Origin of the sequence: Pseudomonas iridis (genome assembly GCF_017980685.1) — a bacterium.
Lineage (GTDB): Bacteria > Pseudomonadota > Gammaproteobacteria > Pseudomonadales > Pseudomonadaceae > Aquipseudomonas > Aquipseudomonas iridis.
In genome coordinates this window covers 225471-239961 of the sequence record NZ_JACXXO010000006.1, presented here as the reverse complement: position 1 = coordinate 239961, position 14491 = coordinate 225471, and the positions used below count along the sequence as shown (strand labels likewise).

Sequence of the window (14491 nt, the reverse complement as noted above, 5' to 3'; positions counted from 1 at the left end):
TGCTCAATGCGTAACTCCATGTCCCCATATCAGGCGCGATGGCGTGCATGTAGCCCTTAAAGCGGGTTTTCCTGCGCACGTAAAAGCCCGACCAGAGCGGCAGCTTCAACGGGTCGGCTGATCAGATAACCCTGCACTTCATCACAACGCTCGGTGCGCAAAAATTCCAACTGCTCCTCGCGCTCTACCCCCTCAGCCACCACTTTCAGCGACAGCCCGTGGGCCATGGCGATGATCGCCCGGGTGATTGCCGCATCCTCACTGCTCTCGCCCAAACCACGAATGAACGCTTGATCGATCTTCACGTAATCCACCGGAATGCGCTTGAGATAACTCAGCGACGAATACCCGGTGCCAAAATCGTCGATGGCCAGTTTCACCCCCAGATCGCGCAGTTGCTGGAACGTCGCGATGATGTGCTCAACGCTGTCGAGCAGCTGACTTTCGGTCAGTTCGAGTTCGAGGTAGTGGGGCGCCAGCCCGGTTTCTTCCAGCACTTGTCGCACCAGACTGACCAGCTTGCCTTGGCGCAACTGGTGCACCGACAGGTTCACCGAAACGCGAATTGGCGCGAGCCCCTGACGCTGCCATTCGCACGCCTGCCAGCAAGCCTGGCGCAGCACGAATTCGCCTATCGGCCCGATCAATCCGGTTTCTTCGGCCAGCCCGATGAAGTCCCCCGGCGGCACCTGGCCCATGCTCGGATGATCCCAGCGCACCAGTGCTTCCGCCGCATTCAAGCGCCCCGACTCCAGGCACAGTTTGGGCTGATAGAACACCTGTAATTGCTTCTCATCGATGGCTTTGCGCAACTGGTTTTCCAGCTGCAATCGCTCAAGGGTGCTGGCCTGCAGGCTCTCGGTGTAGAACTGGAAATTGTTGCCGCCCAGATGTTTGGCATGTTGCATGGCCATGTTCGACTGGCTGACCAGCGCGGAGATCTCCCGTGCGTTGTCCGGCAGCATGCTGATGCCCATCGAGGCGCTGACCACCAATTCGTGCCCGTCCACGGTCAGGGGCAGGCACAGTTTGCCCGACAGCCGCGTGGCGACCCGCGCCAGACTCGACAGGTTGCCGTAGGCATCGAAGAGCACAGCGAACTCGTCGCCGGATAAGCGAGCGATCGTGTCGGCTTCCGGCAAGGCGTTGACCAACCGGCGAGCCATCTTCTGCAACAACTGGTCAGCGACTTCATGGCCCAAACTGTCATTGAGCAATTTGAAGCGATCCAGATTGATGTGCAGCAGCGCAAGACTGCGCCGGCCGCCCTGTCGAACCCGCTGATGCGCCTCATGCAGCCGCTCGCGGAATAGCGAGCGATTGGCCAGACCGGTAAGTTCGTCGTAGTGCGTCAAGTAACGCATGCGCTCTTCGGATTCACGCCGCGCGGAAAGATCGGCGAAGAAGCCCACGATATGACCGACATTTCCCCGACTATCACGTACTGCGTTGAGTTGGAGCCATTGCGGATACAGTTCGCCGTTCTTGCGGGTCTCCACCAATTCGCCCTGCCAACTGCCGTACTGCTCAAGGGCGGTGCGAATGGCGACGTAGTGGCGGCGGGCATCGCGACTGCATGGCAGCTCGACCACATTACGCCCGAGCATTTCATCAATGCCGTAACCGGTGACCCGGCTGAACGCCTGATTGATCGCGATCAGTGTGTAATCCGGGTCCAAAATCACAATGCCTTCGCTGGCCGCTTCGAACACCGTTGCGGCCAGGCGCTGCTGCTCTTCAAGGCTCTTGCTGGCGCTGATATCCCGGCGAGTGCCGACCATGCGGATCACTCGCCCACTTTCACTGCGCTCTACGGCGCGGCCCCGGTCCTCGATCCAGACCCAATGGCCATCGCCGTGACGCACGCGGTATTCGATCTGGTAGTCCTCGCTGCGGCCCTTCAGATGCTCGATCAACGCCTGTTTGAGTGGTGGCACGTCTTCAGGGTGCAGCCGCGGTTTGAGATCGCGCAGGATGGCGGTGACGTATTCCGGGGCCAGACCGAACAGTTCCTGGATCTGCGTGTGGTGGACTTCGTCGGTTTGCAGATTCCAGTCCCACAACCCCAACTCACTGGCCTTCAACGCCAGCGCCAGACGTGTTTCGCTTTTGCTCAAGGCCTGATTGGCAGCGTCCAGCTCGCGGCTGCGCAGGGCGACGCGGTCTTCCAGCTCGACCTGAGCTTCGCGCAACTTGCCCTCGGCGCAGCGCCGATGGTCTATTTCTGTCGCCAGTTCTTGATTGAGCTGCTCGCTGCGCGCCTGTGTCTGCTGCAAATGCTCGATCAGGTGCTGATTCTGGAAGCGCCGCAGCAAACCACGATCGATCAGACGATTGACCTGCCACGCCACCACGCTCAGCGATCCCAACAGAATCAGCCCGAGCCAGCCCCAACCGCGCGCCTGCTCGTCACCGCCCCAGAACAGATAACCGATCGCCGGTAGCAGACAGGGCAAGGTAAACGACAGAAATGCCGGCAGGCTCACCGCGTAGGCGACACTGGCCGACAGGGTTGCGGCGCCGATCAGGCCGAAAACCCAGGCTTGCTGCATGAAGTTGTCGGCGGGTACCAGCGCGATGCCCGCACCGGCCAGGGTCAGGCCGGTCATGGTCGAGCCGAGCAGGAACATCCGGCGCCAGATCGGCTGGGCCTGGCGACTGGGGATGGCGGAGTCGAACGCCGCTACCTGAATCACACGTAAAGCCACCAGCGACAACAACCACACCAGCCAGACGCTGACCACGAAAGAGCGCTGCGGGCTCCAGAGCAAACCGGCGCAGACCAGACCATTGATCAACATGAACAGCGTGGGCAACAAAGAGCCCTGATACAGCAGACGCGTGCGCTCGACCGCCATCTCGACGGCGTAGTGCTTGCGGATAACCCGGGGTTCCACAGAGGGGCCCGACAGTTCGGCGCTGAGGGTCATGGGCAACGTTCTTGTTCTTATAAGGGGGCGTGCGCCCGAAACGTGGACGGAGCATACACAAGCCGATCCCGATGCCAAACCGCTCCGGACCACAATTTCATCGAAAGTTTTCCCTCCCTTGGTGCCGGCGGGACCCGCAGAGTGAGGCGGGCTGACGCCTGTAGCCAGTGACCGACCGGTCGTCATTGACGGCACTTTCATCGGCTAATGCAAAGCTCGGTTTGCCCGGGCCTGCGGCGCACCCTAGAATGCCCCGATGCGCGATGACCTCTCCCTTCTGCTGAACTCCCTCAACGATGCCCAACGCCAGGCCGTAGCAGCCCCCGTTGGCCGTCAGTTGGTCCTGGCCGGTGCCGGCTCCGGTAAAACCCGAGTGCTGGTGCACCGTATCGCCTGGTTGATCCAGGTCGAAAACGCCTCGCCCCACTCCATCCTGTCGGTGACCTTCACCAACAAGGCCGCTGCCGAGATGCGACACCGCATCGAGCAGTTGCTGGGTATCAACCCGGCTGGCATGTGGGTCGGCACCTTCCACGGCCTCGCGCACCGCTTGTTGCGGGCGCACTGGCAGGAAGCCGGGCTGAGCCAGACCTTCCAGATTCTCGACAGCGACGACCAGCAACGGCTGGTCAAGCGGGTAATCCGTGAGCTGGGCCTGGACGAGCAACGCTGGCCGGCCCGTCAGGCCCAATGGTTCATTAATGGACAGAAAGACGAAGGTCTGCGTCCGCAACACATTCAGGCCAGCGGCGACTTGTACCTGGCCACCATGCGCGGCATTTACGAGGCCTACGAGGCTGCTTGCCTGCGCGCCGGTGTTATCGACTTCTCCGAACTGCTGCTGCGCGCCCTCGACTTGTGGCGCGACCACCCCGGCTTGCTGGCGCATTACCAGAAACGCTTCCGGCACATTCTGGTGGACGAGTTCCAGGACACCAACGCCGTGCAGTACGCCTGGTTGCGTCTGCTCGGCAAGGGTGGCGACAGCCTGATGGTGGTCGGCGACGACGACCAGTCGATTTACGGCTGGCGCGGGGCGAAGATCGAAAACATCCATCAATACTCCGCCGACTTCCCGGACGCCGTGACCATTCGCCTGGAGCAGAACTACCGCTCCACCGCCGGCATTCTGAAAGCGGCCAACGCCCTGATCGCCAACAACACCGGACGCCTGGGCAAAGAGCTGTGGACGGACGGCGGCGACGGCGAGGCGATCAATCTGTACGCCGCGTTCAACGAACACGACGAAGCACGCTACGTTGTCGAAACCATCGAAAGCGCGCTGAAAACCGGCCTGGCTCGCAGCGACATCGCGATTCTGTACCGCTCCAACGCCCAATCACGCGTTTTGGAAGAAGCATTGCTGCGTGAACGCATTCCGTACCGCATCTATGGCGGCCAGCGCTTCTTCGAGCGTGCGGAAATCAAGAACGCCATGGCATATCTGCGTTTGCTCGAAGGTCGGGGCAACGATGCTGCGCTGGAACGGGTGATCAACGTCCCGGCTCGTGGCATCGGCGAGAAAACCGTTGAAGCGATTCGCGAGCATGCGCGCCACAGCGATGTGTCGATGTGGGAAGGCATGCGCCTGTTGGTCGCCAATAAAGGCCTGACCGGTCGTGCTGCGGGTGCGCTGGGTGCGTTTATCGAGCTGATCGAGAACCTCGCTGCCAAATGCGCGGAGATGCCGCTTCATTTGATGACCCAAACCGTCATCGAGCAATCCGGCCTGATCGCCTATCACGAAGCGGAAAAAGGCGAGAAAGGCCAGGCCCGGGTAGAAAACCTTGAGGAACTGGTCAGCGCCGCGCGCAACTTCGAGAACACTGAAGAAGACGAAGAACTGACGCCACTGGCAGCATTCCTCGGCCACGCTTCGCTGGAGGCCGGCGATACTCAGGCTGACGAGCACGAAGACAGCATTCAGTTGATGACCCTGCACAGCGCCAAAGGCCTGGAATTCCCTTACGTGTTCCTCGTGGGCATGGAAGAAGGCCTGTTCCCGCACAAGATGAGCCTGGAAGAACCGGGGCGTCTTGAAGAAGAACGACGCTTGGCCTACGTCGGTATCACCCGGGCGATGCAAAACCTGGTGATGACCTACGCTGAAACCCGACGCCTGTACGGCAGCGAAACCTACAACAAGGTCTCGCGTTTCGTACGAGAGGTGCCGAAAGGTCTGATTCAGGAAGTCCGTTTGTCTAACAGCGTCAGCCGTCCGTTCGGCGGCAACCAGTCGATGAGTGGCAGCAATCTGTTCAGCGGCAGCGAGATTCCGGAAACCGGCTTCAGTCTGGGTCAGGCAGTGCGCCATTCGGTCTTTGGCGACGGCGTGATCCTCAACTTTGAAGGTGCTGGTGCACAGGCGCGGGTGCAGGTGAATTTCGGCGAAGGCAGCAAGTGGCTGATGCTCGGTTACGCGAAGCTGGAAGCCATCTGACACCGATTTCGCTTTTCTGTGGGAGCGAGCCTGCTCGCGAAGGAAATCACCACGGTTTATCTGATAAACCTCGGTGTGGCTTTCGCGAGCAGGCTCGCGCCCACAGGATTCTGCGCTCTAACCCCCAATCGCTCTGAACCAATCGCCTTTTCCTACAGCCAAAAGTACATCCGCTGATTGCCCCGACGGAGCTGAACGTAACCTGTCAGGCAAAAGCCCGAAACACTCTCTCGCTAGCCAGTAACACTTCAGCTGTGCAACATGGCGCGCGTGTCTCCACAAACGGGAATTCCCTTTATGAAACGTTTTCTTAGCATCGCCATGGCGTTGTGCATCGGCCTGACGATGAGCCTCGACGCCAACGCCAAGCGCTTTGGTGGTGGCAAAAGTGCCGGCGCTGCGCCGTCGCACCAGACCAGCCAAATGGCTCCTTCTTCCGCAGCTGGCGGCGCTGCTGCGACCGCTGGTGCTGCCGGTGCCGCTGGCGCTGCTGCCAAGGCCGGCGGTGCTTCGAAATGGCTCGGCCCTCTGGCCGGTATCGCCGCCGGTGGTCTGCTCGCTTCCATGTTCATGGGCGGCGGCTTCCAGGGCATGCAGATCTTCGACATCCTGATCATGGCCGTGATCGCGTTCGTGATCTTCCGCTTCATCGCCGCTCGTCGCCGCAAGCAGCAGGAGCACCTGGCTCCAGCTGGCGCGCCGATGCAGCGTGAAGTGTTCGAGCAGAAGCCTGCCGGCATGGGTTCGATTTTCGGCGGTTCGGCTGCACCTGCTGCCGCCCGTCCGGTGATCAACGCACCGGCCTGGTTCAACGAGCAAAGCTTCCTTGAAGCTGCACGCAGCCACTTCCAGTCGCTGCAGCAGCACTGGGACGCTAACGAAATGGACAAGATCGCCGAGTTCGTGACCCCGCAGATGCTCGAGTTCCTCAAGCGCGAGCGTGCGGATCTGGGCGACGCCTTCCAGTCGACCTACATCGACAACCTCCAGGTTCAACTGGACGGCGTAGATGACCGTGCCGACAAGACCATCGCCACCCTGACCTTCAGCGGTGTGTCGAAGACCTCGCGTTTCGACCAGGGCGAAGTGTTCAGCGAAAGCTGGAACATGGAACGTCCGCAGGGCGAGAACCAGCCTTGGCTGGTGGCCGGTATCCGCCAGAACGGCTGATCCCCTCTGCGTTAAGCATGCGGTAACAAAAACCCCGGACTTGTCCGGGGTTTTTCTATTTCGCGGTTGCATCTATAGCAAGCTACTGTATAAACCGGCCCATATAAACCGCGCCATACAAGCAAGAGGATCCCGGACGTGGAAGAAATTATCGAACAACTGCGCGAAGCCAACGAACCGGTACCGGTTCCTTTGGAGTTGCCTGACGAAGACCTGCTGGTTGAAATCGAAGAACAGCTGTTCATCGATATTCCGTTTGTCTTCAGGGAGTTTTTGCTGACGGTCAGCGACGTGGTTTACGGTAGCCTGGAGCCGGTAACTGTCACCGACCCGCAATCGCACACTTACTTGCCGGATGTCGCCGCCAACGCCTGGGATGCCGGTGTGGATCGCAGCCTGATTCCAATCTGCCAGGACGGCGACGACTATTACTGTGTCGAAGAAGACGGCACTGTGGTGTTGTGGCAAGCCGAGGAAGAGCTGATTGCCGAAGAAACCTGGGAATCGGTCTGGCATTGGGCGCGGGACGTCTGGCTGGAAAGCTGATTGGCCAAACGCCCCGGGTGGTCAGTGCCCCGACGACTCCTTGTGGTTGTCGAGGGTTTCCAGCAAGGCCACCTGCATCCGCGTGTGCACGCGGATAAACCAGCGCCAGAGCAGGGCCGCCACGGCGGCCGCGACCACGGCGATCAGCACGAGCAACTTGTTGGTCGGCAGAATACTGGCCGACAAGGCTGCCAGCAGCAGGAAAATCACCAGCAGCGAGAGAATCGGGATCACCTCGGAGATCACCCGGCGCACTCGCTGCGTGTGCCGCCCCGCCATCTCCGGCTTCACGCCCATCTCGGCCAACAGCATCGATAGCGCCTTGAGCTTGCGATAGGCCGCGATCAGAAACGGCAACGACACCAGCAAAGCGCCGCCCCAGATCAACGCTTTCTGCCAGCTCGGATCGCTGATCCAGTCTTGCAGATACGTCGAGATACGCTCGGCGAAGAACGCACCCGAGAAGAAGATCGCGATGACCAGCGCAAGATTCACTCCGACCTGCAACAGGATTCGCCGGATGATCGACGCCAGCATCGCCCCCTCGCCCTGCGGCTGAATGCTGCGCAGCCATTCACCATACATCCCCAGCACCCGCCCCAAACGCTGCGGCATCGCGGCGGCCAGTTTGATCGACAGTGGATCGGCGGAGCGGATCAAGTACGGCGTCAGGAGCGTGGTAATCACCGAGACGGCCACGGCCACCGGATAGAGGAAGTTGCTGGTGACCTGCAGCGTCATGCCCAGCGCGGCGATGATGAAGGAAAATTCGCCGATCTGTGAAAGTCCCATCCCTACCCGCAGTGAGGTGCGTCCGTCATTGCCTGCGATAAACGCACCGAGCCCGCAGGACAGTATCTTGCCGAGTACCACGGCTACCGTAATCACGGCAATCGGCCAGGCGTATTGCAGCAGAATCATCGGGTCGAGCATCAGGCCGATGGCGACGAAGAAGATTGCGCTGAACAGGTCGCGAACCGGTTCGATCAGTCGCTCGATTTTCAGCAGTTGCCGCGACTCGGCCATGATCGCGCCGATCAGGAATGCGCCGAGCACCATGCTGTATTCAAGTTTGACCACCAGCAGGCAAAAGCCGAAACACAGGCCCAGCACGGTGATCAGCAGCATCTCGTTGCTTTCGAATTTGGCGACGTAAGCCAGCAAACGCGGCACCAGCAGAATGCCGATCACCAGCGCGACGATCATGAATAGCGACAATTTGCCGACAGTGGAAAACACTTCGCCGGAGCTCACCGTACCGCTGACCGCGATGCTCGACAGCAAGGCAATGATGCCGATACCGAGGATGTCCTCAACGATCAGGACGCCGAAGATCAACTGTGCGAAGCGCTCGTTCTTCATCTTCAGATCGTTGAGCGCCTTGACGATGATGGTGGTCGAAGAGATCGCCAGGATCGCGCCGAGGAACAGCGAATCCATGGTGTTCCAGTCGAACCAGCGGCCAATTTCGTAGCCGATCCAGATCATCAGGACGATTTCGAGGAACGCTGCGATGAACGCCGTGGCGCCCACCTTGAACAACTTGCGCAGGCTGAACTCCAGCCCGAGGCAGAACATCAGGAAAATCACCCCCAGCTCGGCGAGTGTCTTGATGGTTTCTTCATCGTGGATCAGGCCGAACGGTGGGGTGTGCGGGCCGATAATGAAGCCGGCGACGATATAACCCAGCACCACCGGCTGCTTGAAACGATGGAACAACACCGTCACCACGCCCGCGACCAACATGATCACTGCCAGATCCTGAATAAAACTGATGGCATGCATGGCGTGGGCTCCTTGAATGACGAGGCTCGTCGTCAGGCATCAGAAAGATCTGATCGAGCCAGGGTAAAAATCCGCTTTTCGTGTGGGAATTGCCCTTGGGTAGGGCTTTTGCAGGTTAACACCGCGACTTCCCACTGAAAGGCGGTGCAATATTAGGAAACAGATCGATCCCGGCGTGACGGCAGCCAGTCGCCCGGCGTCCCGATAACGGTGCTTTTGAAAAGTGACCAGGCGCCCGCAGAGGTGCTTCCAGCAAACCAGCCTTGATCCGTGAGAACGTTATGGAACCCGGAAACGCCCAGCTGTCGATGACGGTACTGATGACCCCCGACATGGCCAATTTCTCTGGCAATGTCCACGGCGGCACCCTGCTCAAATATCTCGACGAAGTGGCCTATGCCTGCGCGAGCCGCTACGCCGGCCGTTACGTGGTGACACTGTCTGTGGATCAGGTGATTTTCCGCGAGCCGATCCATGTCGGCGAACTGGTGACCTTCCTGGCGTCGGTCAACTACACCGGCAACACCTCGATGGAAGTCGGCATCAAAGTCGTCACCGAAAACATCCGCGAGCGCTCGGTGCGCCACACCAACAGCTGCTTCTTCACCATGGTCGCGGTGGATGACCAGCGCAAACCGGCCGCTGTACCGCCGCTGCAACCGCAGAACAGCGAGGACAAGCGCCGCTACATGCAGGCGCAGCAGCGCCGGCAGATTCGCCAGGAGCTGGAAAAGCGTTATCAGGAGATCAAGGGCGACGCTTGATTGGTAGCGATCTGACGACCGCTTTCGCGAGCAGGCTCGCTCCCACAGGGTTCACGCGGTACCTGTGGGAGCGAGCCTGCTCGCGAATGGGGGCAACGCAGTCTTACAAACTGATTACCGTCGCCTCGAATTTCACCCGCGGATGCGCAATACGATCCTGCGCCCGCACCAGTTGCAACTCGTAACTGGCGCACGCCTGCGTTTCCAGCAGCACCTCATGCACCGCTGCCGCCGTGAACTCGAACGCCGCCACCAGACTGTCGCCCAGCAGCACGCGCGCCAGAAACAGGCCGGACGTCAGATCGCCCACGCCCACCGGCTGACGCGGAAACGCCAGCAGCGGACGGCGCAGGTGCCAACTGCCCTCGGCGGTCACCAACAACATCTCGAAACCCTCTGCCGGTTTACCCGGGTAGTCCAGATGCTTGACCAGAATGGCTTTCGGCCCGCGAGCCAACAGGGCCCTCGCCATTGCCAGGCAATCGAACAGCGATTGCGGCTTGCGACCGGAAAAACTGTCCAGCTCCAACTGGTTCGGACACATGATGTCTGCCACAGCCGCCGCTTCTTCCAGCAGGAAATCGCTGACCTCCGTTGGCACGCTGCAACCTTTCTCCGGATGGCCCATCACCGGGTCGCACAGGTACAGCGCTTTCGGATTGACCGATTTGATGCGCGCCACGCCACTAAGAATAGCCCGGCCCTGCGCTGCGCTGCCGAGATAACCGGACAGCACCGCATCGCAATTGCCCAGCTCGCCAATGGCCGCAATGCCTTCAACCAGCTCGGGAATCTGTTGCGGCGCCAGCACTTCGCCGGCCCACTGGCCGTACTGGGTGTGATTGGAAAACTGCACCGTGTTGAGCGGCCAGACATTCACCCCGACCCGCTGCATCGGAAATACTGCGGCGCTATTGCCGGCGTGGCCGAACACCACATGGGACTGAATGGCGAGCAGATGAGGCGTACGTTTCATTCGGGTTTTTCCGTAAAACGATTGAAATTCAAGCCGCGCAGTATGCGACGAAACGCAGCCTGTACGACAGACCGGCGACGCAGTTAAGCTGGCGCTAACTTTTGGAGTTCATTGTTGATGCTGACCCTCGAAAACATCTTCGTGCTGATACTGTTCGCCGCCGCTGGCGCGTGGCTATGGCACAACCACGGCTTGCGCGAGCGGGCGCTGGAGCGGGTCAAACAGCATTGCATCAACGTCGGTGTGGAGCTGCTGGACGGCAACGTCGCGTTGAAGAAGATTGGTTTTATCAAGGATGCCAGCGGTCGCCGGCGACTGGCGCGGGTGTACAACTTCGAGTTCACCGTGACAGGCGAAAGCCGCCACAACGGCACCATCACCCAGTTCGGCGCCCACAGTGCGCAGATCGAATTGGCGCCCTACCCGGCACCGTTCGACGACACGCCCCCGGTTGTCGAGGTGCACAAGCCACGGGCTGAAGTGATCGAGCTGAGTCAGTGGCGGCAGGAACACACCAAGTGGAAGCCGTAGAAATCAAAAGATCTCAATCGACTCGACAACCCGCTAACGCGCTCTGCAACACGCCAACATCCTGCACTTGAGCGAAAATCAGCTCGATCCGCGAATCGCGCCGCCATTCACTGGGCTGCCAGTGCAGATCAGCGTTCTCCAGAGCATTCGCTGAAACCCAGCCATTGGTGCTGTGGATAACCAGTTTTGCCCTTTTCCAGACAAGGCTTTGCAGCCAGGCTGCGACCTTTTTTGAGTCGAACGTCTGGCTCGGATGCCAACGCCAACCGTTACTCCAACCACCGTCCTGGGCCTGGCTCAGGCAAATCGGCAGTGTCGGATCGCTCCAGACCGCCGGCATCTGCGCCAATCCTTTGGGCACGATCAGGTTATCCACACCCGCCACCGCTCGCACGGCCAGCCCCGGCAATTCGCTCAAGGGCAATTGCGCCTGTTGCGCCCAGACGAGTCTGACTGGCGGCAACTGACTGGCAATCTTCTGCCTGACAGTTTCAGAAAGGTTTTCGGCCTTGTTCAACACCAGTAAACCCGCGCTGGCCAGCGCATCCTGCTGCGCTGCCGGCAGCGCTTTCCCCGCATTGAGTGCCTGGGCATCCAGCACCAGAACGCACGGCTGAACCGCCAGCACACCCAGCCATGGCGCTTCACTCAACTGCTTGAGCAATTGCGCAGGGTGGCCCAGCCCGGAGGGCTCGATAAACAGCCGATCTGGTTTCGCCTTACGCAATAAACGCCCAAGACCAATCTGAAACGGCGCCCCATTGACGCAACACAAACAGCCCCCGGCCACTTCCCCCAGTGCGATACCATCGCCGTCGCGGGTCAGTAGAGCGGCGTCGAGGCCGATCTGGCCGAACTCGTTGATCAGCACCGCCCAGCGCTCGCCTTCAGGGCGTTGCGCCATGAGCTGGCGGATCAGGCTGGTCTTGCCGGCGCCGAGTGGGCCTGCGATGACGTGGACAGGAATGTTCTGCAACATGGCCGGGGATTTTCTAAGGAAAGTTTCTGAGGAGATTGAAAATGCGTTGGATGGGATGGTCGTTGCTGTTGCTGCTGGTGTCCAGCAAGGTGTTGGCTCAGGCCTGCGTGGTGCACAGTCAGAGCGAGCGGCTGGACGTTAAAGTCTGCCAGCAGAACCGCAACATCCCGGCAAAACTGTTCAACGACGGTTTTTGCCAACCCGCGCTGGCCGGGCAGAAAGTCGACGTGCAGTACGTCGATCAATGCCCCAGCGGCGCTTTCGGCGTGTGCAACAACGCACAAGTTGCCAATATGCCCTATCGCCAGGACATCCACTATTACGGCGTCGCCACTGACGCCGCTTATCTAAAGCCTTACTGCGAGGGCCAGAGCCAGGGCACATGGCTCAAGCCATGAGGCGTTAGCCAAGCCAGTCGAGGGTCAGGATCAAGCGGCGCTCGCCCGGTGCCGGTTGCGGCGAGCGGTGGATCAAGCCGAAACCTTCATTGCCGTGCCATTTTTCACCTTTTAATAACGCCACCTCGCCGCTCTTGAGTTGCTGGATCTGCGTTGTGTCCGTCGGCTCGGCGTTGGCCTGGCCCAGTTGGCGCCGATCCATGGCGCCCTCCTTCAGCCACTCACTGCCGACGCCAGCATAAGTTGTGATCAAGCGCACCGGCACATGATCGACGTGGAACCGCGGGCACATGGCTTTATCCAGCACCCGCAGGCGCAAACCGATACGCCGCGCACCGAGCAGGCAAGCGAAGGCACTGACCAGCCATTTCAGATCGGCGATGAAGCCTTCGTAGCCTTCCAGATCGCGCAAGCCCGAGGCCAGTCCGCTGAGATCAGGCTCGGCGTCTTCGTCGGCCAATTCCAGACATAACGACTCTGCCAACGGCTCGTTTAGCGAGAGTAATAACCTTGCGAATTCGGCGATGTGCAGCGGCATATGTCGCTGCCATACGGCGAGGTTTATTTCATCGTTAAGAATTCGGCTCAGCGCCTTGGGGGTCGGGCCCTGATGCTGTGAGCGCGTACGGTCTCGCAGCAGCGTCATCGCAAGCATCAGGCGGCCTCCTCGTGCCAAGGGCCGAATGGATCTGGCAGCAATCGCCAGCCTTCCGCACCCAGTGCCATTTCATCGTCGGTCAGCAGACACGCATCGAGCTCGGCAGATAGCTGTACGAAATTGATGTTCTGACCGATAAATACCAACTCCTGACGGCAATCTCCGACACTCGGTATCCAGTTTTCCATGATCGCGACGGTACTTTCCTGATCCTGCGGCCATTGGCTTTTCGGCACGAAACGCCACCAGCGCCCGGCAAAACCATGGCGCATCAAGCCACCGGCCTGCGACCAACTGCCGGCATCGTTGGGCTTGCTCGCCAGCCAGAAAAACCCTTTGGAGCGCAGCAGCTTGCCGTTGAGCCATGGACGATCAATGAAGCTGAAAAAGCGTTGCGGATGAAACGGTCGACGCGCCCGGTAGGCGGTGGAGGCAATCCCGTACTCCTCGGTTTCTGCGACGTGCTCACCGCGCAACTCCTTTAACCAGCCGGGTGCTTGCGCAGCTTTCTCGAAGTCGAAGCGGCCGGTGTTGAGAATCTTCTCCAACGGTACTTCGCCCATCACCATAGGGATGATTTCGGCTTGTGCGTTGAGCCGTTTGAGGATGGCGGTCAATTCCTCGCGCTCGTGCTGGCTGATCAAATCGATTTTGCTGATCAGTAGCACGTCGGCAAACTCGATCTGCTCGATCAGCAAGTCGGTGATGGAGCGCTCGTCCTCTTCGCCAAGCGTTTCGCCACGAGAGGCAAGACTTTCGGCGGCCTGGTAGTCGAGCAGAAAATTCACGCCGTCGACTACAGTCACCATGGTGTCCAGACGGGCGATGTCGGCGAGGCTTTGGCCTTGCTCATCGCGGAAGGTGAAAGTCTCTGCGACGGGTAATGGCTCCGAGATACCGGTGGATTCGATCAGCAAATAATCGAACCGCCCTTCTCGCGCGAGTTTGCTGACTTCTTCAAGCAAGTCTTCGCGTAATGTACAACAGATACAGCCGTTGCTCATTTCCACGAGTTTCTCTTCAGCGCGGTTCAGGCTGACATCGCGCTGGACTTCGCTGCCATCAATGTTGATCTCGCTCATATCATTGACGATGACCGCCACGCGCAGACCCTTGCGATTACGTAGTACGTAATTCAAAAGTGTACTTTTTCCAGCACCAAGAAATCCTGAAAGAACGGTCACAGGCAGTGCGGCTGACATTGGGTAATCCTCTTTAGGTGGCAGCCGATCTGCGCTTTTACGTAGCGCGTGACGTTCTGGGCTTCATACGGAGTTCGCAGAAGGTAAACGTTTGAAATCGGCCGACTCAGGC

The 14491-nt window shown here is 59.7% G+C and carries 12 protein-coding genes; 6 read left to right on the top strand and 6 right to left on the bottom strand.

The window, feature by feature from the left end; all coding sequences use genetic code 11:
* Window positions 1-56 precede the first annotated feature (56 nt).
* Window positions 57-2930: a putative bifunctional diguanylate cyclase/phosphodiesterase gene (locus IEQ42_RS13170; RefSeq protein ID WP_210703801.1), complete on the bottom strand. Its 2874-nt coding sequence runs from the start codon at window positions 2928-2930 to the stop codon at window positions 57-59.
* Window positions 2931-3186: 256 nt separating this feature from the next.
* Here IEQ42_RS13170 and uvrD point away from each other — a divergent pair, with 256 nt between their 5' ends.
* The 3 genes from uvrD to IEQ42_RS13155 all read left to right on the top strand — a co-directional run bounded on the left by uvrD (window position 3187) and on the right by IEQ42_RS13155 (window position 7086).
* Entirely contained in the window at window positions 3187-5370 is a 2184-nt protein-coding gene (gene uvrD / locus IEQ42_RS13165) for a DNA helicase II (RefSeq protein ID WP_042561847.1), read from the top strand.
* 297 nt (window positions 5371-5667) lie between these two features.
* Window positions 5668-6540 carry a Tim44 domain-containing protein gene (locus IEQ42_RS13160; RefSeq protein ID WP_047304270.1) on the top strand — a complete coding sequence of 291 codons (873 nt, stop codon included), beginning with the start codon at window positions 5668-5670 and terminating at the stop codon, window positions 6538-6540.
* Between the two features lie 138 nt (window positions 6541-6678).
* Window positions 6679-7086, top strand: a complete 408-nt coding sequence (locus IEQ42_RS13155) for an SMI1/KNR4 family protein (RefSeq protein WP_003187120.1) — start codon at window positions 6679-6681, stop codon at window positions 7084-7086.
* Between the two features lie 21 nt (window positions 7087-7107).
* Here IEQ42_RS13155 and IEQ42_RS13150 read toward each other — a convergent pair whose 3' ends face one another.
* Window positions 7108-8871 carry a cation:proton antiporter gene (locus IEQ42_RS13150; RefSeq protein WP_210703800.1) on the bottom strand — a complete coding sequence of 588 codons (1764 nt, stop codon included), beginning with the start codon at window positions 8869-8871 and terminating at the stop codon, window positions 7108-7110.
* Between the two features lie 281 nt (window positions 8872-9152).
* On the opposite strand from IEQ42_RS13150, the gene IEQ42_RS13145 reads away from it, so the two are divergent.
* The gene (locus tag IEQ42_RS13145; RefSeq protein WP_003229693.1) at window positions 9153-9635 is read left to right on the top strand and encodes an acyl-CoA thioesterase; all 483 of its coding nucleotides are present in this window, start codon (window positions 9153-9155) and stop codon (window positions 9633-9635) included.
* 103 nt (window positions 9636-9738) lie between these two features.
* Here the strand turns inward: IEQ42_RS13145 and pdxY are convergent, their stop codons facing one another.
* Window positions 9739-10611 carry a pyridoxal kinase PdxY gene (gene pdxY / locus IEQ42_RS13140; RefSeq protein WP_210703799.1) on the bottom strand — a complete coding sequence of 291 codons (873 nt, stop codon included), beginning with the start codon at window positions 10609-10611 and terminating at the stop codon, window positions 9739-9741.
* A 117-nt stretch (window positions 10612-10728) separates the two neighbouring features.
* Here pdxY and IEQ42_RS13135 point away from each other — a divergent pair, with 117 nt between their 5' ends.
* Complete coding sequence (locus IEQ42_RS13135; protein ID WP_042561850.1) at window positions 10729-11142, top strand: DUF3301 domain-containing protein; 414 nt, start codon at window positions 10729-10731, stop codon at window positions 11140-11142.
* A gap of 13 nt (window positions 11143-11155) precedes the next feature.
* Here IEQ42_RS13135 and IEQ42_RS13130 read toward each other — a convergent pair whose 3' ends face one another.
* A complete protein-coding gene (locus tag IEQ42_RS13130) occupies window positions 11156-12121 on the bottom strand; it encodes a CobW family GTP-binding protein (protein WP_210703798.1) in 966 nt (321 codons plus the stop codon).
* Between the two features lie 41 nt (window positions 12122-12162).
* Here IEQ42_RS13130 and IEQ42_RS13125 point away from each other — a divergent pair, with 41 nt between their 5' ends.
* On the top strand, window positions 12163-12519 hold the full coding sequence (locus IEQ42_RS13125) for an NADH:ubiquinone oxidoreductase (protein WP_210703797.1): 357 nt from the start codon (window positions 12163-12165) through the stop codon (window positions 12517-12519).
* A gap of 4 nt (window positions 12520-12523) precedes the next feature.
* Here the strand turns inward: IEQ42_RS13125 and IEQ42_RS13120 are convergent, their stop codons facing one another.
* Both IEQ42_RS13120 and zigA read right to left on the bottom strand, forming a co-directional pair.
* On the bottom strand, window positions 12524-13174 hold the full coding sequence (locus tag IEQ42_RS13120; RefSeq protein WP_210703796.1) for a DUF1826 domain-containing protein: 651 nt from the start codon (window positions 13172-13174) through the stop codon (window positions 12524-12526).
* A complete protein-coding gene (gene zigA, locus IEQ42_RS13115) occupies window positions 13174-14379 on the bottom strand; it encodes a zinc metallochaperone GTPase ZigA (protein WP_210703795.1) in 1206 nt (401 codons plus the stop codon). The genes IEQ42_RS13120 and zigA overlap by 1 nt, the downstream gene beginning before the upstream one ends.
* Between the last annotated feature and the right edge of the window lie 112 nt (window positions 14380-14491).